The following is a 23,710-nucleotide window of genomic DNA, read 5'->3' on the forward strand; positions in this document are numbered from 1 at the left end:
TTCTCCGAGGAAGCCGGGGGCGCGGTCGTGGCGCGGCGCGTACGGGGCGTCAGGCGGCGGCCGCCGCGGGCACCGGCGCCGTCAGCCGTACCGGAAGGGCCCGGTGGCCGTTCATGATGAACGTCGGCAGCGGCTGCAGCTCCGCCTCGCCGACGGCCAGCGACAGGTCGGGGAACCGTTCGAACAGGGTCGACAGACCGATCGTCGCCACCATCCTGGCCACACCCGCGCCCAGGCAGTAGTGCGGGCCGACGCCGAACGACAGGTGATCCTTGTCGGCGCGCGTGATGTCGAAGGCGCAGGCGCTCTCGCCGTGCACCGCCGGGTCACGGCCGACCGCGCTGTAGTTGACGAGGATGGGGTCACCCTGCGGGATGGTCACCCCGTCCAGCTCGATGTCCTCGACGGCGTAGCGCAGCGGCAGGTGTGCCAGCGGTGACTCGACACGCAGCGTCTCCTCGATGACGTCGTCCCACGAAGCGGCACCCGACGTGACGAGCTCGAGCTGCTCGGGATGGGTGAGCAGGGCCGTGATGGCGTTGTCGAAGAAGTTGATCGTGGTCTCCGAGCCCGCACCGAGGATCGCGAAGATGGTGTCGGTCAGCTCGGCCTCGGACAGCCGCGAGCCGTCCTCGTCACGCGAGGCGATGAGGTCGCTGGTGATGTCCTCACCCGGCGTCTCCCGCTTCTCGGCGACCAGTTCCTCCATCGCCCCGCGCCAGTCCTGTAGCACGGACCGGGCCTGCTCGGGGGTGACAGTGGTGTCCACCATCATGTCGATGACCTTCGCGGTCTTGGCGCGGGCGTTCTCCGACATCCCGATGAGGTCGGCGACAAGCATCGCCGGCAGCGGATAGGCGAACCGCTCCCGCAGATCCACCACCTCGCCCGGCCCCACGTTCTCCAGCGCACCCACCAACTGCTCGGTGAGCTCGACGACGCGCGGCCGGACGGCCTCGGTGCGCCGCGGCGAGAACGCCTTGCCGACCAGCCTGCGCAGCCGCAGGTGGTCCTTGCCGTACGCGGTGACCATGTTGTCCATCGCGACCCAGCTGATCATCTCCCAGTTCGGCGGTATCTTGCCGCTGATGAACGCGGGCCAGTGATTGCGGGCACTCTTGGTGACCTTCGGGTCGGTCAGCACCTTGCGTACGCTCGCGTAGTCGTTGATCGACCAGGCGACGACTCCGCCGGGGAGCTCCACCTGTACCGCGCGGCCCTGAGCGCGCAGCCCTGCGGCCTCGGTGTGAAGGTCCCGGCCGGTGGTGTCCAGGGTGACGGGGCAGCGTTGTTCCATGGCATTCTCCCGGGAAGTGGTGGAGGGTACGGATGCGATGACAGGAGACCGGCCGGAGTCACCGGCCGGCGTGGTCCGCGTCCCGCGGCGCGGTCAGGCGGCGGAGGAGCCGAGCGCCCCCGGCACGTCGTCGTCCAGAGCGAGATACGGGTCGTTCATCTCGTACCAGCCCAGACCCGGCGGGCAGCGGTCGTAGCCGAGGAGCCGCCGCACCTCCTCCGGGTAGGCCATGACGGATTCCTTCGGCACCGCCAGGTACTGGTTCTCCTCCTGGCGCAGGTTGCCCAGGTCCAGAGCGATCGTCAGACCGGTGCGCGGGGAGTCCGTGATGTTCTTGCCACCGCCGTGGTACACACCGCCCAGCCAGATCAGGGCCGACCCGGCGCGCATCTCGGTCGGCAGCGCCTCCCCGGCGTGAGGCGGCCGCTCGTCGTCCCAGTGATGACTGCCCGGAATGACGAGGGTGCCGCCGTTGTCGGCGGTGAAGTCGCTCATGGCCAGCATCAGCTGCACCCGGCTGGTGGGCCCGGGATGGCGGCGCAGATGCAGCGCGTCGTCGCGATGCAGCGGCTGCTTGCCCTGGCCGGTGTGGATCTGGATGAGCTGCGTACCACTGATCTGGATGCTCGGCGTCATCTCCACCCGGGAGCGCCCGATCCAGACCGGCACCGGCTGCTGCATGATCCTGCGCGCGGCCTCCAGATACAGCGGATGGGTGACCACGGGCGTCAGCCGGTCCGTGCGAGCGAAGACAGAGGACACCCGCCGGGTACGGGTGCCGTTGTACCAGTCGTCCCCGTAGGCCCGGGACTCCAGAGCGGGGCCCAGGTCGTGCCACAGCCCCTCGAGTACGGCAGGATCGGCGAAGTCCTCGACGACCACCCCCCCGTCCCGTTCCAGGATCTCCACGACCTCGTCGGGATCGGCGTCGGGCGCCACCCGGACCAGACCCGTCATCACCGGTTCACCTTCCTCAGCTCGGTATCCCTACGGTGCACGCCGGTTCCCACCCGGCCCCCCTACGCGCCGGTGCCGGCGCGTTCGGCGACCAGGCCGATGAACGACGACAGCGTGGGGTCCTCCTCGAAGATGTCGCCGACCTCGATCAGCACGCCGAGGTCCTCCTCGACGCGCGCGACCATCCGCACCGCCGATATGGACTCGCCGCTCAGCTCGAAGAACGTCGCGTCCTCCTGCCGGGCGGCCTCGGCGCCGAGCAACTCGTTCCAGATGGCCGACACCTTCTCCTCGATCAGGAGGAGGCCCGTCTTCTCAGCGAGATCGCCGCTCATGAGTAACCCTTCTCGTCCGGCCGATGTTCACCGTGGCAGCGTCACACCCGGCCCGGGGAGGGGGCATCTCCTGGATTGCGGGGCCGTCCGGGGTGACGCGTGAGGGCGTTCCCGCAGTCCGGCGGCGTGCGGCTCAGTCCAGCGCGCCGGCGATCTCGGTGAGGTACCGGCCGTAGGCCGACTGCCGCATTCCGTCCCCGAGCCGATAGCAGGCCTCGGCGTCGATGAAGCCCATCCGCAGCGCGATCTCCTCCAGGCAGCCCACCCGTCCGCCCTCGTACTCCTCGATGAACTGCACGTACTGGCCGGCGGCCATCAGCGAGTCGTGGGTGCCGCAGTCGAACCAGGTGCAGCCGCTGTCCAGCTCGGCCATGTGGACCCGGCCGCGCTTGAGGTACTCGCGGTTGACATCGGTGATCTCCAGCTCGCCGCGGGGCGAGGGGGCGACGCCCCGGGCGATGTCGAGGACCTCGTTGTCGTAGAGGTACAGGCCGGTGATCGCCTTGTCGGAACGCGGACGCGGCGGCTTCTCCTCGATGGAGACCAGCCTGCCCCCGGAATCGACCTCCCCGATGCCGTACCGCTCCGGGTCGGACACGCGGTGACCGAACAGGGTGCAGCCGTCCAGTGCGGCCCGGGAGCGGCGCAGCAGTCCGGGGAGACCGGCACCGTGGAAGACGTTGTCGCCCAGGACCAGCGCGGAGCTGTCGCCGCCGATGTGGCCGGCACCGATCAGGAAGGCGTCGGCGATGCCGCGCGGCTCGTCCTGGACGGCGTACGACAGGTTGAGGCCGAGCTTCGAGCCGTCGCCGAGCAGGGCCCGCATGGCAGGGACCGCGGACGGCGTCGAGATGACCAGGATGTCCCGGACCCCGGCCAGCATCAGCACGGAGAGCGGGTAGTAGATCATCGGCTTGTTGTAGACGGCGAGCAGTTGCTTGCATGTGGCCAAGGTCAGCGGAAACAGCCGCGAACCGCTGCCACCGGCGAGGACGATTCCCTTCATCGGACGGTCCGTTCGTCGATTCGTGGGCGGGGGCCGGGGAAGCGGCCTTGCGGGGTCAGATCACCCGTACCTCAGGCACGTACACGATCCACTTGCCGCCGCCCTCGCGGAACCGCTGTTCCTTCGCCATGATCTCCTCGGCGTGGTTCCAGGCGAAGAGCAGCGCGTAGTCCGGCGGAGAAGCTCTGAACCTCTCCGGCGGGGTGACCGGAATATGCATGCCCGGGCTCAGCCTGTGCTGCTTGGCAGGGGTCGAGTCGCACACGTAGGGGACGAGGCCGGGCCCGATGCCGCAGAAGTTGGTGACGGTCGCGCTCTTGGCAGTCGCTCCGTAGCCGGCGACGGTCCTGCCACTCTCCCGGAGGGAGCTCAGCAACGCGACGAGGTCCTCGCGGATGCGGGTCACCGAGGACGCGAAACGCTGGAGCACCTCGGTCTCCGCCAGGCCCAGGGCATTCTCCTCGGCGACCAGCCGGGCCACCGAGGGCGACGGCCGGCGGGCACCGGCACGGGCCAGCGTGTAGCGGGCGCCCCCGCCGTACATCGGCAGCCGCTCGGCGTCCACGAGCTCGAACCCGAACCGTTCGGCCATGGCCCGCACGGAACGGACCGAGAACAGGTAGAAGCGCTCGTTGCAGATCTGGTCGAACGAGGTCTTCTCCACCATGTCCCGCAGGTAGGGATCGTCGAAGACGAAGATGCCGCCGGGACTGAGCAGAGCGTCCACCCCGCGCAGCAGCGAGGCCGTGTACGGGATCTGGCTGATGGTGTCCGACGAGTAGATGATGTCGGCCGGTCCGTCGGTCTCGCGGACGGCGGCCGCGGTCGCCTCCTCGAAGAAGTCCTCGCGTACGCGCGCACCCTGCCCCCGCGCGACGTCCGCCACTCCGCCGGAGGGCTCGAAACCGAGGTGACGTACTCCCGCCCCCGCGACGGTCCGCAGCAGAGTCCCGTCGTTGCAGCCGATCTCGACGAAGAAGGGGTCCCGTATCCCGGCCAGCTCGGTGTCGACGAAGCCCAGGGCGGTGCGGGTGAAGTGCTCCCGCATCGCCGCGGACTGGGCGGAGCGGTACGGGTAGTCGTGGTGGAACACCTGCTCGCGAGGCACTTCGTCGGTCAGCTGGACCACCGTGCAGGTCACGCAGCGCCCGACGGCCAGCCGGTGGAAGTACTCCGCGCCGACGTCGCCGGGGCGCAGGAACGCGTCGGGCAGCGGCTGGAGCCCCAGGTCCAGGAACTCCTCGACCACACCGCCGCAGATTCGGCATCCGATCACTGGCTCAGCCCTTCTTCACCGACCGCTGCCGGCCGCTCGTGAACACGTCCTCGGTTCGTGGCCGAGCATCTCCGGCGCGCGGACCGCACCGCATCTTCCGACGTGCGTGAACCGCCCGCGCGCGGGGGCGCCACCGGCCGGCCGGTGACCGTCCGGATCAGACCGCTTCGATGGCCGGCAGCGGGAAGACCAGCGTGCCGCCCGCCGCCAGGTACTCCTGCTCACGCTCGACGAACCCGCCGCGGTGAGCCCACGGCAACACCAGCAACTGGTCGGGGCCAAGCGCTTTGGCGTCCTCCTCCGAGATGATCGGAATGCCGGTGCCGGGGGTGAAGCCCCCGTGCTTCTCCGCACTGACCTCGCCGATGTACGGCAGGTCGTCGGCGGTGATCCCGCAGTACTGGAGAACCACGTTGCCCTTGGTCGACGCCCCGTACCCGATCGTGAGCTTGCCCGCCTTGCGCGACGCGTCGAGGAAGGCACGCAGTTCGTCGCGGTGCGCGCGTACCCGGCGTGCGAACTCCTCGTACGTGGCCATGCTGTCCAGTTCGAGCGCCGCCTCCCGTTCGCGGATCCGCTCGATGGACGCGGTGTCGATCGTGTGCCGGCCGGAGTCCTTGACCAGCGTGAGGCAGAGACTGCCGCCGTTGACGTCGGTGAGCTCCGCCGTGGACACGATGAGACCGACCTCTTCGGCCATCCACTCGATCTGGCGCAGCGAGTAGTACTCCAGGTGCTCCTGGCACACCGCGTCGTAGGCCAGCGCCTCGATCATGGAGGCCAGGTCGCTCATCTCGACCATCCACACGCCGTCGTCGTCGAGGATGTCGCGGATGTCGGCCATGAACCCGGTCGGGTCGGGCAGGTCGTAGAACATCGCGATCGAGGTGACGATCTTGGCCTTGCGGTCGCCGTAGCGTCGGGTGAAGGCCGCCTTGGAGAAGAAGTCCGGGATGAGATCGATGTCTTCGGGATAGTACTGGCGCCACTTGTCGCCCGTGGGATCGATGCCCACCCGGGTGAGACCTTCGGCCGCGTAGCCCTGCAGCAGGGTGGAGTCGTTCGCGCCGATGTCGAGGACCAGATCGCCTGGGCCGAGGCCGACCATGGAGGCCAGCCGGGCGGCCTTGCCGTGCAAATGGTTGATCATGAACGGGCGGATGCCCGAGCGGTAGCCGTAGTGTTCGCCGTACATCAGGGACAGGTCGGCGGTGTGCCGCAGCTGCACCAGGCCGCAACCGTCCGGGGAACATTTGACGAGCTCCAGCGGGGCCGTCGGCACGACCTCCCCGGGGCGGGGGAAGATGCCGGTCAGCGCCTGAGTTCCCAGGTCGAGCACCGGCAGCAGGTCGTGGCTGCCGCAGATGCGGCACTCGGTGCACTCGGTGATGTTCATGATGCCTTCCACTTGATGGTCATCGAGGACGCGATGTGCGGTATGTGGCGGTCAGGTTCTCCAGGGCCGGCACGATGTCGTTCGGGCTCGGCATCGCCCTCACCTCGGTGCGCAGCCGTGCGGCGTTCGCCGCATAGGACGGGTCTTCCAGAACCCGCTTGAGACCGTTGTGCAGCGCTTCGGCCGTCAGCGTGCTGGAATTGGCCGCGTACACACCGGCGCCGCGGTTCTCGAGCCCCGTGCCGATCGCCACCGGACCCCACCATTTCTCGACCTTGAAGTCATTGGGAACGATGACCTGCGGGACGGCGTTCTCCAGCGCCGTCGCGAAGCTCCCGACACCGCCTTCATGGACGATCGCCGCGCACGAGGGCAGCAGCGAGGTGAAGGGGACGAAGTCGACGGTGCGGATGTTGTCCGGTATCGCCGACACGGAGGCGAGCTGCTGGGCATTGAGGGTCGCGATCACCTCGGCGTCGAGGCCGGCCACCGCGTCGAACAGATCACGGGTCGAAGACGACACCCCGTCGATGGTCGCGTCACGGTGGGAGATGCCCTGCGTGATGACGATGCGCCTGCGGGCCGGCTCCTCGTACACCCACCGAGGCGTGGCCGAGGGGCCGTTGAACGGCACGGCCCGCATCGGCAGGTAGTGCACACCGTCCGGCTGCCAGATCCACGACGGCATCGGGGAGATGCTCCACTGCCCGAGCACCACCGACTCGTCGAACGTACAGCCGTAGCGCTGAAGGATCGGCTGCAGCCACTCGCGCATCGGGTCGCTGTCCGAGTCGAGCCGGTCCCGGCAGGCCGCGCGCAGCTGACCCACCCGGTCCACGCTGAGCATCATCCGGGCATGTGCCGCGCCGACGACCCGGGCGGCCACCGCGCCGGGGAACGCGGTCGGGTCCGTGATCACCAGGTCGGGCCGCCACTGCCGGGCGAAGCCGACCAGGTCGTCGAAGGTGGAGTCCGGGAAGAACACCTCGCGCACGCCCGTGGTGAGATCCTCCAACTCGGTGTGAGGGTCCCCCCAGCCGAAGTCGCCCTGGACCGACGTGCCCTCGCGCTCACCCCGCGCGTCACAGGGGCCCTCAGGTTCCTCGATCGGCTTGGCCTGAGCCATCCGCTCCTCGATGGAGAGACCGTCACCCACCGAAATGCCGTTCAGCCCGGTGTGCGCGATGGCCTCGGCCATGTCCGGCGGCCCGGCTATGCACACCTCATGGCCGGCGGTCCGCAGTGCCCACGCCAGCGGCACCTGCACATAGAGATGCGCCCTGAACGGGTTGGTGACGAAGAGAATACGCATAGGAGACCTTCCGCCTGAAGATGGGAGAGCTGCCACGAGCGGGCGTCACGAACGGCTCGGCACGCCGCCGTCAGACACGCTTGAGGGTGTCGCGGAGAACCGTGATGACCCGGTCCTGGAGGTCCTCGGGAAGCGAGGGGTACATCGGCAGCGAGAAGATCTCGTCCGCCGCGGCCTCCGTCACGGGGAAGTCACCGGTGGAGTGGCCCAGATGCGCGAACCCGTTCATCGTGTGCACCGGCCACCGGTAACTGACGTTGAACTCGAAGCCGAACTCACGCAGGGCCTCGAGGATGGCGTCCCGCCGGGGGTGGCGCACGACGTACACGTAGAAGACGTGGTCGTTGCCCGCGGCCACCTGCGGCAGGACGAGGTCGGTGTCGGAGAGCCCTTCGGCGTAGCGCCGGGCGACGGCACGGCGGGCGGCGATGTAGTCGTCCAGGCGGCGCAGCTTGCGGCGCAGGATCTCGGCCTGCACCGTGTCGATCCGCGCGTTGTGCCCAGGAGTGCGCTCCACGTAGTAGCGGTCCTCCATGCCGTAGTACCGCAGCCGGCGCAGGTCCCGCTCGGCGGTGTCGTCGGAGGTGATGACGGCACCGGCGTCGCCGTACGCGCCGAGGACCTTGGTCGGGTAGAAGGAGAAGGCGCCCGCGTCACCGGTGGTCCCCGCCATCCGGCCGTTGCGGCGAGCCCCGTGTGCCTGCGCGCAGTCCTCGAGGATCTTCAGGCCGTGGCGCTCGGCCAGCCCCTGGAGCGGGTCGAGGTCGACGCACTGGCCGTAGAGGTGGACCGGCAGCAGGCACGAGGTGCGCTCGGTGATGGCGTCGGCCACCTGGTCCGTGTCCATCAGGTAGGTGTCGGGAAGCACGTCGACGAACACGGGGGTGGCGCCCACCGCGTCGATGGCCAGCACGGTCGGCGCCGCCGTGTTGGGGACGGTGATGACCTCGTCGCCGGGACGGACACCCAGGGCCTGCAGACCGAGCTTGACAGCGTTGGTGCCGTTGTCGACGCCGACGCAGTGCGCCGCTCCGTGGTAGGCGGCGAACTCCTCCTCGAAGCTGCCCACGCTCTCACCGAAGACGAGCTTCCCCGAGCTGAACACGGTCTCGACCGCGTCGAGGATGTCCGTGCGCTCGGCTTCGTACTCCCGCAGGTAATCCCATACGTGAATGGCCATCAGTGTCCTCTCGTCCGTTAGGTGGCCGGCTCGGCTCTCTGCTGCTCCGTCGCGCAGCCGGGCGGCACATCACATCGCAGGGCGTCTCGCCGCCGGTGACAGTGCTGTCAGTATCGCGGCGGACGGCTCGGCAGAGCGTCTCTTGGATTGCGGCCCCGGCCGGTGACGGACCGCGCACGCCCTTTTCGGGAAGTCCTTCAGGTCACAGGCTGTTGAGACAGAACAGGAGGGTTCTTGCCTCGATACCGAGGTAATAGCTGTGCCGTTGGAGCGCCATCAGCTGCTCGACCGAGATCCAGGCGAAATCCGGGGGCACCTGGAGCGGGAAGCTGTCGTCGGCCTCCACCACGAGATAGCGGGTCTCGGCATGGAAGAAACGCCCTCCCTCCTCGGACTGTACGACGTCGTAGCGGACGTTCTCACGCGCCGCCAGCATGTGGTCGAGGAATTCCGGGCGGCGGTCCGCCGGGGTACTGGCGTCGTCGTCCATCATGAACCGCACGGTCGGACCGAACTCGGCCGTGTCCCGGTTGCCCGGCAGTATTTCGGCACGGATCAGAGCATGCAGCTTCCCGCCGATGTGGCGGACCATCAGCCCGGCCAGGGCGAGACCATGAGGCGCCAGCAGTGGCTGCTGCCAGCTGTGCACCTCGCGGGTGCGGGCATCGGCCCGGACACCGACGATGCTGAAGTTCCCGCCGTCCTCGCGGGAGATCCTCTCGGCGTCCCGTCGCCACCCCACCAGGGAGTTCATCGGGACCAGGCGGGCGGTCAGCTCGTGGTCACTCTTGCGGCCGGTGAACCAGCTGAGGATCTCCGTCATCGTGTGCAGGCCGTCCGGCTCCACGCAGTGCCCATGGCCGCCGACCGCCGTGTCAAGGCCGTCCAGCCCGCCCGCCGGGGCCGCGACCGGAAGGCATCCCAGGGCCGACCGGGTATCCATGCTGATGACGTTGGGCTGCTGGAGCAGCCGGCGGATCTGCCCCAGGGTCAGCCAGCGGTAGCAATCGTGGACGGGCACGTCGCCGGTGACCTCGACGACGATGTTCCGGTTCCGTTTGAGGTGGAACCAGGCACCCTGCTCCGACTGGAGGGCGTCGACGAGGACCCGCCCCCTGCCCGGCTCGGTGAAGTACTCGACGTAAGGAGTGCGCTTTCCGCGATGCACCCGGGTGTAGTTGCTCGGCGTCGCCTGGACCGTGGGTGACAGCTGCACCAGGCCGGCGTTGCCGGGCTCCATCTTGGCCTGCAGAAGAAAATGCAGTACACCGTCGAACTCCTTGGCTATGACGCCGAGGATGGCGATATCCCGCTGGACGAGAATGGGCTGCCACCATTCCGGGAGAGGACCGTGGTTCGTCCGGACATGCATACCCTCCACGGTGAAGAACCGGCCGCTGCGATGTTTCAGGTTCCCGGTGTCGGAATCGAAGAACCAGCCGTCCGGGCCGGTCAGTTCGTCCAGCGTGATCAGGGAGCTTTCGAACGGCTTCTTTCTCTCCTCATCGACCCACGCGTCGGCGTCCGGGCTGACCCGGGACGTGGTAGCACGCGCCGAGACGGCGAGCCGGGCGGCGAGATCGACGAGCGTACTCATATCGGGCTGACACGGTGGGCGGGCATCGGCGCTCCTTGCGGTCGTGAGTTCCGGCCATCGTCGTACGGAGGGGAATTCCGCCGCATCTCCTGCCTTGCGGCGAAGGCCGGGAGCTCAGGGCATACCAGGAGATGCGGTGCGAGGGTGCCGGTCCGGAGAGTGATTTCCATGAATTCACTATCGGGTCTTGTCTCATCCGGTTCCCTGCCAGGACGTGTGTCGTGCCAGGGGAACGCCGCGGCTGCGGCCGTCGGAACGAGCGGTGTCGGACCGGCCGCGGCGGCGGTCCCCACCGGGATCGGGAGGTAGCGGTCATGGGTCGCGTCGTGGTCACCGGAGGGTGCGGGTTCCTGGGCAGCCATCTGGTCGATGAACTGGTCCGGCGGGGCGAGGAGGTCGTCGTCTTCGACGGCGGTACGCCGCCGGCCGACCAGCGGTCCTCGCCCTCGGTGCACTACGTCACCGGCGACATCCGGGAGACGGCACAGCTTGCCGAGGTCATCGACGAGGGTGTGGACACCGTCTACCACCTCGCCGCCGTCGTCGGCGTCGACCGCTACCTGGACCGCCCCCTCGACGTCATCGAGATCAACTTCCTGGGCACCCGCAACGTGCTGGACCTGGCCTCCCGGGCCGGCGCGCGGGTCGTGGTGGCCAGCACCAGCGAGGTGTTCGGAAAGAACCCGGCGGTCCCCTGGAGCGAGGACGACGACCGGGTCCTGGGCAGCACCGGCGTTGACCGCTGGTGCTACTCGTCGAGCAAGGCGCTGGCCGAACACCTGGCCTTCGCCTACGCCCGTGACCGGGGCCTGAAGATGTCCGTGGTGCGCTACTTCAACGTCTACGGTCCGCGCCAGCGACCGGCGTTCGTCGTCAGCCGCAGCATCCACCGGGCGCTGAACGGCCACCCGCCGGTCGTCTACGACGACGGCGGCCAGACCCGCTGCTTCACCTACGTCCAGGACGCCGTCGACGCCACCATCGCCGCCGGCACCCAGGAAAGCGCCCTCGGGGAATGCTTCAACGTCGGCAGCTCCGTGGAGACGACCGTCACCGAGCTGAGCAGCCTGCTCGGCGAGCTCACCGGTATCGGAACGACCGTGCCGGTCGAGACCCACGACAGGCTCGGTGACCGGTACCAGGACCTGCGAAGGCGTGTCCCCGACACCACCAAGATCAGCCGCACCCTGGGCTGGAAGTACACCACCGACCTGCGCGAAGGACTCGCCAGGACCATCGAATGGGCGCGCGAGAACCCCTGGTGGCTCAGCCTGCCCGACAGCGGCGCGACGCCCGCGGCCAGGCCCGGCCCCACGGACTGAGCCGGCCGGCCCCCGCGCGCGGGGGCCGGTGGCGGCCCGCCTGCCCGTCAGCTCGCCTTCAGGTAGCGGACGTTCTCCGTACCGGCCGGGACCGGCCGGTACGTCGCCCGTGCGGCCACCGGGGTGTCACCGCGGCCGATGCCCCGGTAGACGTACCCCGCCTCGCGCAGCCCGGCGATCGTGTCCTTCGGGTAGTAGGCGCGGCCGTCGAGCAGCAGGCACGGTTCGGCGACGGGCAGGGCGGCGAAGTCGATGCCGAGGAAGTCGCGGTGCAGCGCGAGCACCGCGACACAGTCGGCGCCCCGCACCGTGTCGTCGAGAGAGGTCTCCAGCTCCGTGCCGAACAGCTCCGCCGCCGCTCCCCGGTTCACCAGCGGGTCGTAGAGACGAACGGTGACCCCGTTCGCCCTCAGCCTCTCGACCACTCCGAGCGTGGGCGTGGCACGCAGGTCACCGGTGTCGTTCTTGAACGCCAGGCCCAGCACGGCCACCGTGGAGACCGCCGGGTCCTTGCCGAGCGCGGCCAGCTCGTCGAGGACCAGCTCAGCGGTGTAGTCCGGCATCCCGGCGTTGACCTGCCGGCCCGCCGCGGCGGTCTGGATACGTACGCCGCGCTCGTCGGCGGTGTGCCACACCATCCACGGGTCCTTGGTCAGGCACGACCCGCCGACCCCGATGCTGGGCAGCAGGATGTTCACGTTGCCGCCGCCCTTGGGAATGGTGTTCGCGGCGCCGATGACGTCGAGCACGTCCGCACCGTAGAGCGCGCACAGCTTGGCCAGCTCGTTGGCCAGAGCGATGTTCAGATCGATCCACCAGTTGTCGGCCAGCTTGACGATCTCGGCGGCCTCCAGGGTGTCCATCGGCACGATCTCCACCCCCAGCGTGCGCTGCCACAACGCACCGGCCGACGCCGCGCACTCCGGAGTCAGCCCACCGGCCACGATCGGGAAGGTACACAGCTCCCGCAACGCCGTTCCCTCAGCGAGCCGCTCCGGCGTGAAGGCCAGCCCGAAATCCTCGCCCGCCACCAGGCCATGCGTCTCCAGCAACGGAGCGAGCAGATCGCGCGTGGTGCCGGGCGGCACCGTGGACTTCAGGACGACCAACTGACCGGGACGCAGATGGGCACTCAACTCCAACGCGGCTGCTCGTAGTTGACCGTCCTCCAATGAGCCGTCGTCGCGCACCGGCGTGCCGACGGTGATCAGTACGACATCGGCGGCACCCGCCTGTGCCGGGTCGGTCGTCATCCGCAGACGCCCCGAATCCAGTCCTGAGAACAGCATTCGGGCGAGACCGTGCTCATTGAACCGGCACTCCCGCCGGTCCAGCTCCTTGACCAGGAGAGGATCGGTGTCGATCCCGATGACGTCGAATCCGTTCTCGGCCAGGGTCGCCGCGATGCAGGAACCCACGTACCCGAAACCGACTACCGCCACGGTGAGGTCGTCATGGTCGGAGAGAAAGCGCATCGTGCAGCTCCATTCTGAGACGGTGTGGACCCATGTCGATGGTTCACACCGCCACCCACGACCGGCATCTCCTGGTTTGCCGTCGCCCGGAATGCAGCAACGGAGAAGTGGCCGGAGCACAGCAATCCAGAAGATGCGTCGCACCCCTCGCCCACACGATGATGAACGTAGCCACGTGCCCCTACGAGAGTCTCTGATGCCCGCACTTCCCGATCACGACGTGAACACATCCGTCGGTGCCAGTGCCAGTGCCAGTGCCAGTGCCGGTGCCCGTATCACCGCCTCATCGGCATGTGCCCCGGCTGCTCGACCGGCACCCCTGTGCCCGTCCGTTTCCCGGTGACCCATCCGTACGGGGCCGATCGCGCCCTGGCGACCCAGCCCCCGCAAGACATGAGGAGACCTTCCATGGTGGAAAAGAGCAACGCGGTCATCGAGCAGGGCATCGTGCCGGTCGCGCAGTTGCGCGCCACGGTCAGCGGCCAGGTGCTCGAACCCGGAGACGACGGCTACGACAAGGCCCGCACGGCCTACCTGGGCGGCATGGACCAGCAGCCGGCCGTGATCGTGCGTCCGGCCGGTGCGGACGACGTGGCACAGGTCGTCAGGCTGGCCCGCGACACCGGAGTTCCTCTCGCGGTCAAGTGCGGCGGGCACAGCATGTTCTGTCTCACCGAGGGGGGCATCGTGCTCGACGTGTCCTCGATGCGCGACCTCCAGATCGACACCGGGACCCGTACCGCGTGGGTCGAGAGCGGCCTGACCGCCGGTGATTTCACCAACGCCGCCGCCGAGCACGGTCTCGTCACGGGCTTCGGGGATACCGGCAGTGTCGGCCTCGGTGGTATCACCGTCGGTGGCGGTATCGGCTATCTGGTCCGTAAGTACGGACTCACCATCGATGATCTGCTGGCCGCCGAAGTGGTCACAGCGGACGGGGAGCTGCACCGGGTCGACGCCGAGCATGAACCCGACCTGTTCTGGGCGATCCGCGGCGGCGGCGGTAACTTCGGTGTGGTGACCCGGATGAAGTTCCGGATGCACGAGCTGACCACGGTCCTGGGTGGCCTGTTGGTTCTGCCGGGTACTCCTGAGGTCGTCGCGGGCTTCGTCGAGCTTTCCCAGCAGGCCCCGGACGAGCTGACCAGCATCATCAACATCATGCCGGCGGCGCTGCTGCCGTTCGTCCCCGAGGAGTTCCACGGCGGTCCGGTCGTCATGGCCATGATGGTCTACGCGGGCGAGGGCGAAGCGGCCGAGCAGGCCATCGCTCCTTTCCGGGCCCTGGACACGCCTATCGCCGACATGATCGCGCCGATGCCCTACCCCGGTGTCTACCCGCCCGAGGACGAGGACGCGCACCCGGTCGCCGCGGCCCGTAACCTGTTCGTGGACAGCCTCGACACCCGCGTCGCCGCGACGATCCTGGAGCGGATCAGGACATCGACGGCCACCGTGCCCGCCGTCCAGCTGCGCGTGCTCGGCGGCGCCATGGCCCGGATCTCGAAGGACGCGACCGCCTTCGCCCACCGCGACCGCAAGGTGATGGTCAACCTGGCGGCCATGTACATGGACCCCGCCGAGGCCGACACCCACACCCGCTGGGCAGAGGAGCTCACCAAGGAGCTCCAGAACGGCGTGCCGGGTGTGTACGTCAACTTCCTGGCCGACGACAGCAAGGCACGCATCGAGGAGGCGTACCCGAAGGCGACCTGGGAGCGGCTGCGAGCCATCAAGCGCACCTACGACCCCACCAACCTGTTCCGCCAGAACAGCAACATCCCGCCCGCCGGGCAGTGACGGGAACGTTGCCCCCGCCCGCTCCCTGTCTCATCTGACGGAAGCGCGCCACCGGCCGGTTCCCCCGCCGGACAGCACGCGGCTGCCGCCCCACCGGCGGCGGCCGCGTGCTGCTGTCATTCCGGCAGCCTGTGGCCCGGGGGCCGGATCACACACCATGGCCCGACGGGCCGTTTCACGGCTCCGCCCGCCCCGCGACACCGCACGTTGGAAGGTGCGCGTTCAGCTACCGGGGCGCACTATCACATCCATTCCCGGCCAGGTCCGGCGTCATGGATGCCCTGCCGTGGCCGTATCCCTCCCCGCTCCTCAAGAAGGTGTGTCTTGACGCCATCGACCACCCGGGACGGTACGGCCGTCAGCCGGCCGCCGTTGCTGCCATCGCTGACGAGCCTGCGGTTCTTCGTCGCGGTACTGATCTTCCTCTTCCACGCAACCAACTACGTGCTGTTCGCCTCGCCCGGTGTGGGACAGCGCTACACGGACCTGGTCACCATGGGCGGGTGGGCCGGCATGAGCTTCTTCTTCATGCTCAGCGGCTTCGTCCTGACCTGGGTGGCACGCCCCGCGGACCGCACCGGCACGTTCTGGCGCCGCCGGCTGGTCCGCGTCTTCCCGAACCACGTGCTGATCCTCCTCGTCACCGCGGTTCTCATGGTCACCGTGCTGGACCAGGTCTTCGACGAGCGCAAGGCACTCGTCAACGCACTGCTGCTCCAGGCATGGTTCCCGCAGCTCGATGTCCGGATCGCGTTCAACTCGGTGTCGTGGTCGCTCTCCGCCGAGCTGCTGTTCTACCTCTGCTTCCCGGTGCTGATACGGCTGGTCGGCCGCATCCGACCGGAACGGTTGTGGGCGTGGACGATCGGCCTGCTGGCGGTGATCGCCCTGGTCGTGCCGCTGCTGGCCGCGAACCTGCTGCCGCACAAGGAACTCATGCCGTTCCTCGGCCTGAGCCCGGAGCAGTTCTGGATCCTTTTCCACTTCCCGCCCGTGCGCATGCTGGAGTTCATACTCGGCATGCTGCTGGCCCGGATCGTGCTGACCGGACGCCGGATACCGCTGAGCTTCGGCGGCGCGGCGGCGCTCTCGGTCACGGCGTACGCCATCGGCCCGATGTTCCCGCCCACCTTCAGGATGGTGGGGGTGATGGTCGTGCCGCTGGCCCTGCTGATCTCCGCCGGTGCCGTCTCCGACCTCAACCGGCAGCGGACGACCCTGCTCTCCAGCGGTCCGATGGTGCGCCTTGGCAACCTGTCGTACGCGTTCTACCTGGTGCACATGCAGGTGCTCGTCCTCGGCAGTCACTGGATCGGCACCACCGAACCGGGCAGCACACCGTTCTCGATCGCCATGATCGTGCTGATGGCCGGCATAGCACTGGCGCTGTCGTGGCTGTTGTTCACCACCGTGGAACAGCCGATGATGCGCCGCTTCGGAGCTCAGCCACGCAACCGCCGGCCGGGCCCGCCGCCGGCCGGCCCGATGCCGCCCACCCTCACCGGCCAGGCCCCGGCCACCTCCGGCACCACCACCGAAACTCCCGTCGGAGCCCGCTGACGGAGCCCGCCGGCCGGGAGGGGGAGGCCGGCACCGAACCGGCCTCCCCTCCCCGACGGCGATCAGTACCCCGCCCACCTGAGTGTCGGCCGGACCAACGGTCCCGGATACGCCCCCCGGTGCAAGGACAGCAACCTGAGAGTTGCCGGTGCGAATCCAGCGGTGTGACGCTGATTCGGGACACGGCGCTGTCTGCACGGTCCGACCTGCGCCCTCCGAAACCGGTTGCGGGATCTGCGGCTGCGAGATCCCGGCCCGCCTTGACGTAAGGAACGACCGTGGCCCAGAACCTCGCAAGACCCCAGGCGCCGGTGAGCCCGCCCCCGGCGCCACCTCGCCCAGAGAAGCCCGCCCCCGCCACCTCGCGCCCGTGGTGGCGACGGCCGTGGATCGCCCCCCTGTTCGTGCTCTCCGTCAGCTACATCGCGTACACCTCGATGCCGTACCTGGACCGGCAGACGGCACCGCTGATGCCGCACGAAGGCTTCCCCCTGTACTACCCGACGCTGATGACGCACATCGCGGTCGCCACCGTCGCCCTGCTCACCTCGATCTTCCAGGCATGGCCCTGGCTGCGCCGCCGACACCCGGCGGTGCACCGCTGGGGCGGCCGACTGTACGTGACCACCACCATGCTCGCCGGAGTGCTCGGGCTGGTGATCGTTCCCTTCGCCCCGCCCGTGGGCAAGCTCGGCGTCACCGTCGCGACGGTGCTGTGGATGGCCTTCACCGTCATGGGATACATCAGAATCCGGCAGCGCCGCTACGCCGAGCACCGCCGATTCATGCTGTACGCCTTCGCGATGGTGATGAACAACTTCTGGGGCTCCTCCATCGTCCTGGTCAGCGGATGGCTGGGCCTGCAACTGGACCCCAACTACCTCCTGGAAGCGGCCCGCTGGGTCGGCTGGATCGTCAACCTGATGTTGGTGCAGTGGTGGCTCAACCGCACGGCCGGCCGGCCGGTGCGCTGACCGGGGGACGCGGGCATCGCACGCCGCGCCCGGCTTGTCCGTAGCCCTGCCGGAGAACCCCCGGCCAGGTGACATCTGGAGGAAAGGAGAGCCTCATGGCTCAGGACGCGCTCACGGTCCTCGACGCGAACACTTCTCTGCGAACACGAAGACCGGCGGTGTGGCCACCGTCTCCTCCAAGGTCGTCGCACGCGATACCGACCCCCGACGGAAGGCTTCCTCACGCCGCTCGGCACAAGGGAAGCCTTCCGGCCCGAGAACGCACCGTCGCAGGCACACCACTGTCGCGTGCGGCTGCGTCCCGACCCACATCAAGGAAGGATCCTCGATGCAAACGAGCACCGAGAATGCACCGACGGCCAAGGCAGGACGCCGGGAATGGCTGGGACTGACGGTTCTCGTCCTGCCGGCGCTACTGCTGTCGGTGGACATGACCGTGCTGTACCTGGCACTCCCGCACCTCGCCCAGGACCTCCAGCCGAGCAGCAGTGAACAGTTGTGGATCCTGGACATCTACGGATTCATGCTGGCCGGGCTCCTCGTCACCATGGGAACCCTCGGCGACCGCGTGGGCCGCCGCAAACTGCTGCTGATCGGAGGGGCCCTCTTCGGAGTTGCCTCGGTGGTTGCGGCGTACTCCACCAGCCCGGAAATGCTGATCGCTGCCCGCGCGCTGCTGGGTATCGCCGGAGCGACCCTCGCACCGTCGACGCTGGCGCTGATCACCAACATGTTCCAGAACCCGAAGGAGCGCGCCTCCGCGATCGCGGTGTGGACCAGCTGCTTCGTCGGGGGCGGCGTGCTCGGCCCGGTCATCGGCGGCGCCATGCTGTCGTCGTTCTGGTGGGGATCGGTACTGCTGCTGGCCGTCCCGGTCATGGTGCTGCTGCTGATCGCCGGGCCGGTCCTGCTGCCGGAGTACCGCAATTCCGAGGCCGGACGCCTGGACCTGATCAGCGTCGGGCTCTCCCTGATGACCATCCTCCCGTTCATCTACGGACTCAAGGAACTCGCCCGCGGCTGGGCACCGATGCCGCTCGTGGCCGTCGCCGCCGGCGTGCTCTTCGGCGTGCTGTTCGTCCGGCGGCAGCGCCAGCTGACCGACCCGCTGCTGGACCTCGCCCTGTTCAAGATCCGCGTCTACCGCGGCGCCCTGGTGCTGGGCCTGATGGTTGGCACCATCACGGGTGGCAGCCTGCTGCTGGTCAACCTTCAGCTCCAGATGGTCGAAGGGCTCTCGCCGCTGACCACGGGCCTCTGGCTCGTGCCTGGCGCGATCGCCACGCTCGTCGCCATCGGCGTGAGCACCGGGCTGTCCCAGAAGTTCCGCCCCGCCTACCTCATGGCGGCCGGACTGCTGGTCTCGGCGGCGGGCTACGCGGTGCTCGCCCAGGTCCCCAGCGACGACAGCCTGCTGATGGTCGTGATCGGCTCGATCCTGATCAACGCGGGTCTCGGCCCGGCGGTGGCACTGGGCTACGCCATGCTCCTGGGCGCGGCTCCTCCGGAGAAGTCCGGCTCGGCGTCGGCGCTCTCGGAGACCAGCGGTGAGTTCGGTGTCGCGGCCGGCATCGCCATCCTGGGCAGCATCGGTACCTTCGTCTACCGCGATCAGCTCACGATCCCCGACGGCCTGCCGGCCGAAGCGGCAGCGTCCGCCCGGGAAAGCATCGCGAACGCTCTCGCCGTGGCCCGGAACTCGTCCGAGCCGGCGGCGGGTGAGCTGGTCAGTTCCGCCCGCGGGGCGTTCACTTCCGGGCTCAATCTGGTGGGTGCGCTGGCCTGTGTCTTGTTCGTTGCGCTGGCGGTGTGTGCGTGGCGGTGGTTCCGCCACATGCCGCCCACCCCCCAGTCGGATCCCGAGACGACCGGACCCGCAGCCGCGGAGCCCGAGAACACGGACGCGGCGGCTGGAACAGTAACGGCCGAGCCGGACCGGAACGAGCAGCAAACGGTACGGACCTGAGCCACTGGACAACGGCTGCACGGCCGACGCACACCGGGATCACGATCTGCGCGGGAGAAGGCGGCGCCACACCGTGCCTTCCCGTGCAGGTCGTGCTCCTGGCGTGCGGGGGCGGCCTGCCGGACCTCTGTACGGTCCCGTTCCTTGTGCCGTGATCACGCTGGTGCACGACACACGCTCCACCTCGCAGCGACGCGACCGGGCTGTCGCGATGATATTCAGGCGGTACGGCAGTCTTCCTGTGCGTACACCCGGAGCGAGGAAATGAGCGAACCATGCGCATCGTGATCGTTGAGTTCATGAGCCTGGACGGCGTCGTGCAGGCGCCGGGCGGCCCCGACGAGGATATGGACGGCGGTTTCTCCCACGGCGGGTGGTCGCACACGTTCTTCGACCCCGAGGTGGTGGGCGGCGCCTACAGCAGCACGCTGGCCAAAGCCGATGCGCTCCTGTACGGGCGACGTACGTGGCAGGCGATGGCCGCGGCGTGGCCCGAGCGGGCGGGTGACGCGTTCGCTGACCGGATGAACTCTCTCCCGAAGTACGTGGTGTCCGAGACTCTGCGGGATGACGAGCTGTCCTGGTCCCACACCGTCCGCATCCCCGGGAAGGACGCAGTCGACCGTATCCGCGAACTGCGCGGGACCGACGGCGGCGATCTGGTGATGATGGGCAGTCCCATGCTCGCGCGCACTCTCCTGCGTGAGGGTCTGGCCGACGAGCTGGTGCTCATGCTCATGCCGGTGATCCTCGGCGGTGGCAAGACGATTTTCCCCGGCGATGGTGTCATGAACAGGCTCGAACTGGTCTCGGCGGTCACCAACGGCAAGGGCGCTCAGGTGTGCACTTACCGGCCGGTCCTCGAGGTGTAGGCCTGGGCGCTCGTTCAGGGGGGTGAGTTCGCGTGGTCGAAGGTTGCGCGCCATCCACGACCGGGCCCCGTCATGGATCTCACCTCCGGAGTAATCATCGCACCGGTCAGCTCGTCGGCCGACGCCAGGACGATCGTGCAGGTGGCAGCCGCCCAGGGGTGCTTCGATGTCCAGCGCCTTCTTCCTGGAGGGCCCGGGCGCTACTGGCAGTGGAAGGCGGCAGCGGCTTCGTCTTCCTCGTGCGGATGGTCCGACTACCTGATCGTCGTCGGGGCGGTGACTGCCGGGTGACCGCCGGGGCCGTCAGCGCCGTGAAGGCCGCTGACGTCGAGGAGGTCGACCCTCACCTTTATCGGCCAGATCGATGGGTTGCCCGGGACCTGCGGAGATCGGGGACCTGCTTGTTGCCATGGATTGCCTCTGCGCTCTGCCGCAAGGCTACGAACGTGGTGGTGAACGAGTCGGGTCTGCTTGTCCCGGGCAGTCCCACTGCGGTCCTCATGCGGATCGGTGTCGTCCGCCGCAAGCAGGTGGCACGCCGAGACTTCGACCATATGGGGCCCGCGCACCAGCTCACCCGCGACCGGGAAGGGTGCTTCGAGCAGGTCGACAGCGAGGCCTGCAATCGCTTCGAGGACGTGTTCGGGCGACTCGCTGGCTGGCCCTGTGCAATCTGCTGGTGACGGGTTCCCGCGCTTGATCGGATCGGCCGGAGCAGAATGCGACCGCGGTCAGCGGTGGGAGCCGGGCACAGTCCTGGCGGCAGTCACGTGTCACGCCAAGTGCATACCCAGCTTTGCGAGGGTGGCGAGCTGGTCGGCGGTGAGTTTGTCCCGCCGGCTCTTGGTATTCGAGAGCCGGCGGGACGGGGCGGTGGGCGCCTTCTCGCTCGACCCACTGTGCGAGCTCGGCGAGGCCGCGTCGGAACGCCGCCTGCGCCTTGCTCGGCCCCTTCGTCGTATGCGTGGCCGCCTGGGTGGGGAAGGGGGGCCCGGCGGGCTGGACGCACAGTTCGGTCAGTCGTTCCTGCTGCTCGGGGGATAGCTGCGCCCAGGTGTGCGCCTCGTGTTGCCGCTCCTGCCACCGTCCGACGTCATCGCCGTCGAACAGCACCCCGGGTGCGATGGTGGGCAGGTGGCCGTCAGCGTTGACCAGGTCGGCGAGGACGCGGTAGTGCCGTTGCCAGTTCAGCGCCAGGGGCAGTCCCAGCCGCGCGGAAACGCCTTCGTCGTTCCGATTTCGACGTCGTAGCCGCACGGCGTGGAGGCCGGTGATCTCGTTCTCTTTCCGCTAGCGGGTGAGGGCTTGGCAGCCCTCAGCCAGACCAGGTACTCGGGCCGGTAGACGCGGGTGCGGAGGAAGGCTGCGATGGTGGCGGCGTCGCGCGGGGTGGAGAAGTGGAGCACCTGGGTGTGGTGGTGCCCCTGGTCCTCGCCGTAGCTGTCATCCTCGCCGTCGGCCCCGACGATCTGCCCGTTATCGTCCCGCCGGACGTGGACCTTGCGCCTCCCGCTCGTCAGCGCGCGGGAAGCGAGCTGCTCGACGGAGACGTTCGCCATGCGAACGCAAGCCCTGGAGTACGGCCACAAGGGGGCGAAACGAGGCGCTGGCGACCATGTCGGCGGGGTTCTCGCCGGGCTCCAGGAACACCGGCACGATGATGCGGGCGGCCTGGTGGAGCCGTCCTTGTTGAGCCTCAGCGCCCGGCCGATGTTCTGCACGATCTCCACCTGCGAGCCGCGGGTCTCCGCGAAACAGATCGAGTCGACTCCCCGCTCGCCGGTGATACGCGAACGCTGGCGAGGAAGGCCCGGTGCACCCGGCGGCCAGGTCGGCGTCGGAGGCGTCGTTGACGTACAGCTCGGCAGCGGTCTCCGCGAGCTTGTCCGCGAACGCGCGGGCTTCCTTGACCTTCTGGTGGAATGTCATCACCGTACGGAGGTTGTACGCGGCGGCGTGCTCCAGGAGCGCTGCTTCCTTGGACTTCCCGAGGACGGGGGAGGGGTCGCGGATCTCAAGGACATCTCGAACCCAGCGAGCCACGCGCCGTACGTGCCCTCCGGGGCGTCGGCCATGCTCGCGATCTCCGCCTCCTGGCCGCCGGCGCCCCTCTGCGGGCTGGCCGCGGCGAGGATGCGCGGGGTCGCCGTGAGGTAGAGCCGGAAGTCCGCCGGGGTCCGGGCGTTGCCATGGATCGCCGCCCACGGACGGCCAAGATCACCAGCGGTTCCGTGCGCCCGCCAGAGCGGCCTCCAACGGCCCGCGAACCTCCCGCTGGCAACGGGAGCGTCGATGTCCTCGCGGTCCACGAGAGAGGCGTACGTGGCGAACACGACGACCGGCCCGTGCCCGGCCCACAGAGCGAGCTGGATCGGGTTCGTGGTGGTGTGCACGCCCAGCTCGTTCAGCACCGCGTCGTTCTCCAGCGAGCACACTGCGACCATCGGTGCCCGGTGGCCCACCGCCCGCCACGCCTGGGCAGTCTGGGTGAGCAGGTCCAGGGTGGGGACGGTGACGAGGATCCGGCCGTCCGCGAAGCTCTCCAGCGCGCACGCAGCGGGCCGTGATCGTCTTACCCGAACCGGTCGCTGACACGATCGTGCCCCGGGCACCCTGTGGGGGCACAGATGACCTTGCACGGAATCCCGCCCACTTCCCGCACGCGGAGCGCTGATCTACCTGGTGTTCCTTGAGCCGAATCGCTGACATTCCGTGCCTCCCCGAGCGGTTAATGCGTGTGGTGGTTCAGAGGGCCGCGTGCGGAATGGAATCCGCGCCCGAGTTGTCCCAGATCGACGTATCCGCCTTATGTCATCCGCTCGGCTTTCCATCCTTGGAGGGCGGCTTGTCGTCCAGGCCGTAGTGCCTGGCATCGAGCGTGCAGACGACGACGTCCCCGTCCGCGTTCCATGTCGCGCGGTGCACAGACCGCCGGCCTCACCCAACGCCTCCAGCACCCGGCGCCGTGCCGTGGTGTGCGAGTGTATGAATGGAGCACCACCTGCAAAAGGAGAGGCGTCGTCGGCCGGAGTGCGGGTACGCTGTGGCCGGCCACGCGTCGTCTAGCGGCCCAGGACACCGCACTCGGGTTCGACCCGATGCGGAAACCCCGGTTCGAATCCGGGTGCTGGCCAACCCTGCCTGGCTTACGACCAGCACGCCCTCGTCCCACGCGGCCGGTGCGAATCCGTCCGGCTCCACCACCAGACACTGCGCCCCGGCCTCCAGCGAGGCCACCAGGCCGTCCGCCCGCCTCGTGTTCGGTGGTCTCGGTGGCGCGAAGCGAGGGCGCGCTGGCCTTCTTCTCCGGCCCGTTGCGGAGCTCCGGGCCGACAGCCGGCGGTCCGGCAGGCGTCAACGTCCTGCCCGGCCGCTCACGCCCTTC

At 68.8% G+C, this 23,710-nt stretch carries 18 protein-coding genes, 1 tRNA gene and 1 pseudogene; 9 read left to right on the forward strand and 11 right to left on the reverse strand.

What is annotated here, in order from left to right:
* Positions 1–49: 49 nt before the first annotated feature.
* The 9 genes from ACZ32T_RS34945 to ACZ32T_RS34985 all read right to left on the reverse strand — a co-directional run bounded on the left by ACZ32T_RS34945 (position 50) and on the right by ACZ32T_RS34985 (position 10,356).
* On the reverse strand, positions 50–1,297 hold the full coding sequence (locus tag ACZ32T_RS34945) for a cytochrome P450 family protein (RefSeq protein ID WP_467272982.1): 1,248 nt from the start codon (positions 1,295–1,297) through the stop codon (positions 50–52).
* Between the two features lie 93 nt (positions 1,298–1,390).
* A complete protein-coding gene (locus tag ACZ32T_RS34950) occupies positions 1,391–2,254 on the reverse strand; it encodes a phytanoyl-CoA dioxygenase family protein (protein WP_467272983.1) in 864 nt (287 codons plus the stop codon).
* Positions 2,255–2,316: 62 nt separating this feature from the next.
* A complete protein-coding gene (locus ACZ32T_RS34955) occupies positions 2,317–2,589 on the reverse strand; it encodes a phosphopantetheine-binding protein (protein ID WP_467272984.1) in 273 nt (90 codons plus the stop codon).
* A 133-nt stretch (positions 2,590–2,722) separates the two neighbouring features.
* Positions 2,723–3,595, reverse strand: a complete 873-nt coding sequence (rfbA, locus tag ACZ32T_RS34960) for a glucose-1-phosphate thymidylyltransferase RfbA (protein WP_467371426.1) — start codon at positions 3,593–3,595, stop codon at positions 2,723–2,725.
* A 55-nt stretch (positions 3,596–3,650) separates the two neighbouring features.
* Positions 3,651–4,871, reverse strand: coding sequence for a methyltransferase domain-containing protein (locus ACZ32T_RS34965; protein WP_467371428.1), 1,221 nt, complete (start codon positions 4,869–4,871; stop codon positions 3,651–3,653).
* 157 nt (positions 4,872–5,028) lie between these two features.
* Positions 5,029–6,267: a class I SAM-dependent methyltransferase gene (locus ACZ32T_RS34970; protein ID WP_467272987.1), complete on the reverse strand. Its 1,239-nt coding sequence runs from the start codon at positions 6,265–6,267 to the stop codon at positions 5,029–5,031.
* 19 nt (positions 6,268–6,286) lie between these two features.
* On the reverse strand, positions 6,287–7,579 hold the full coding sequence (locus ACZ32T_RS34975) for a nucleotide disphospho-sugar-binding domain-containing protein (RefSeq protein ID WP_467272988.1): 1,293 nt from the start codon (positions 7,577–7,579) through the stop codon (positions 6,287–6,289).
* A 70-nt stretch (positions 7,580–7,649) separates the two neighbouring features.
* A complete protein-coding gene (locus ACZ32T_RS34980) occupies positions 7,650–8,759 on the reverse strand; it encodes a DegT/DnrJ/EryC1/StrS family aminotransferase (protein ID WP_467371430.1) in 1,110 nt (369 codons plus the stop codon).
* A 202-nt stretch (positions 8,760–8,961) separates the two neighbouring features.
* Entirely contained in the window at positions 8,962–10,356 is a 1,395-nt protein-coding gene (locus ACZ32T_RS34985; protein WP_467371432.1) for an NDP-hexose 2,3-dehydratase family protein, read from the reverse strand.
* A 314-nt stretch (positions 10,357–10,670) separates the two neighbouring features.
* On the opposite strand from ACZ32T_RS34985, the gene ACZ32T_RS34990 reads away from it, so the two are divergent.
* Entirely contained in the window at positions 10,671–11,678 is a 1,008-nt protein-coding gene (locus ACZ32T_RS34990) for an NAD-dependent epimerase/dehydratase family protein (protein ID WP_467272991.1), read from the forward strand.
* Positions 11,679–11,725: 47 nt separating this feature from the next.
* Here ACZ32T_RS34990 and ACZ32T_RS34995 read toward each other — a convergent pair whose 3' ends face one another.
* Positions 11,726–13,153 (reverse strand): nucleotide sugar dehydrogenase, encoded by a 1,428-nt coding sequence (locus ACZ32T_RS34995; RefSeq protein WP_467371434.1) that lies wholly within the window; start codon positions 13,151–13,153, stop codon positions 11,726–11,728.
* A 408-nt stretch (positions 13,154–13,561) separates the two neighbouring features.
* Here ACZ32T_RS34995 and ACZ32T_RS35000 point away from each other — a divergent pair, with 408 nt between their 5' ends.
* The 7 genes from ACZ32T_RS35000 (at position 13,562) to ACZ32T_RS35030 (ending at position 21,008) form a co-directional block, all read left to right on the forward strand.
* The gene (locus ACZ32T_RS35000) at positions 13,562–14,953 is read left to right on the forward strand and encodes an FAD-binding oxidoreductase (protein ID WP_467272993.1); all 1,392 of its coding nucleotides are present in this window, start codon (positions 13,562–13,564) and stop codon (positions 14,951–14,953) included.
* A gap of 324 nt (positions 14,954–15,277) precedes the next feature.
* Positions 15,278–16,513: an acyltransferase family protein gene (locus tag ACZ32T_RS35005; RefSeq protein WP_467371436.1), complete on the forward strand. Its 1,236-nt coding sequence runs from the start codon at positions 15,278–15,280 to the stop codon at positions 16,511–16,513.
* A gap of 278 nt (positions 16,514–16,791) precedes the next feature.
* On the forward strand, positions 16,792–17,487 hold the full coding sequence (locus ACZ32T_RS35010) for a DUF2306 domain-containing protein (RefSeq protein WP_467272995.1): 696 nt from the start codon (positions 16,792–16,794) through the stop codon (positions 17,485–17,487).
* A gap of 328 nt (positions 17,488–17,815) precedes the next feature.
* Positions 17,816–19,453: an MFS transporter gene (locus ACZ32T_RS35015; protein ID WP_467272996.1), complete on the forward strand. Its 1,638-nt coding sequence runs from the start codon at positions 17,816–17,818 to the stop codon at positions 19,451–19,453.
* Positions 19,454–19,728: 275 nt separating this feature from the next.
* Positions 19,729–20,325 (forward strand): dihydrofolate reductase family protein, encoded by a 597-nt coding sequence (locus ACZ32T_RS35020; RefSeq protein ID WP_467371440.1) that lies wholly within the window; start codon positions 19,729–19,731, stop codon positions 20,323–20,325.
* Positions 20,326–20,397: 72 nt separating this feature from the next.
* Complete coding sequence (locus ACZ32T_RS35025) at positions 20,398–20,616, forward strand: hypothetical protein (protein WP_467371442.1); 219 nt, start codon at positions 20,398–20,400, stop codon at positions 20,614–20,616.
* Between the two features lie 155 nt (positions 20,617–20,771).
* A complete protein-coding gene (locus ACZ32T_RS35030; RefSeq protein ID WP_467371445.1) occupies positions 20,772–21,008 on the forward strand; it encodes a hypothetical protein in 237 nt (78 codons plus the stop codon).
* A 90-nt stretch (positions 21,009–21,098) separates the two neighbouring features.
* On the opposite strand, the pseudogene ACZ32T_RS35035 reads toward ACZ32T_RS35030, so the two are convergent.
* Positions 21,099–23,034, reverse strand: a pseudogene (locus tag ACZ32T_RS35035) (helicase associated domain-containing protein).
* 340 nt (positions 23,035–23,374) lie between these two features.
* On the opposite strand from ACZ32T_RS35035, the gene ACZ32T_RS35040 reads away from it, so the two are divergent.
* Positions 23,375–23,459 (forward strand) — tRNA-OTHER (locus ACZ32T_RS35040).
* Positions 23,460–23,710: the final 251 nt, after the last annotated feature.

This window comes from Streptomyces sp. NPDC023573 (assembly GCF_055559735.1).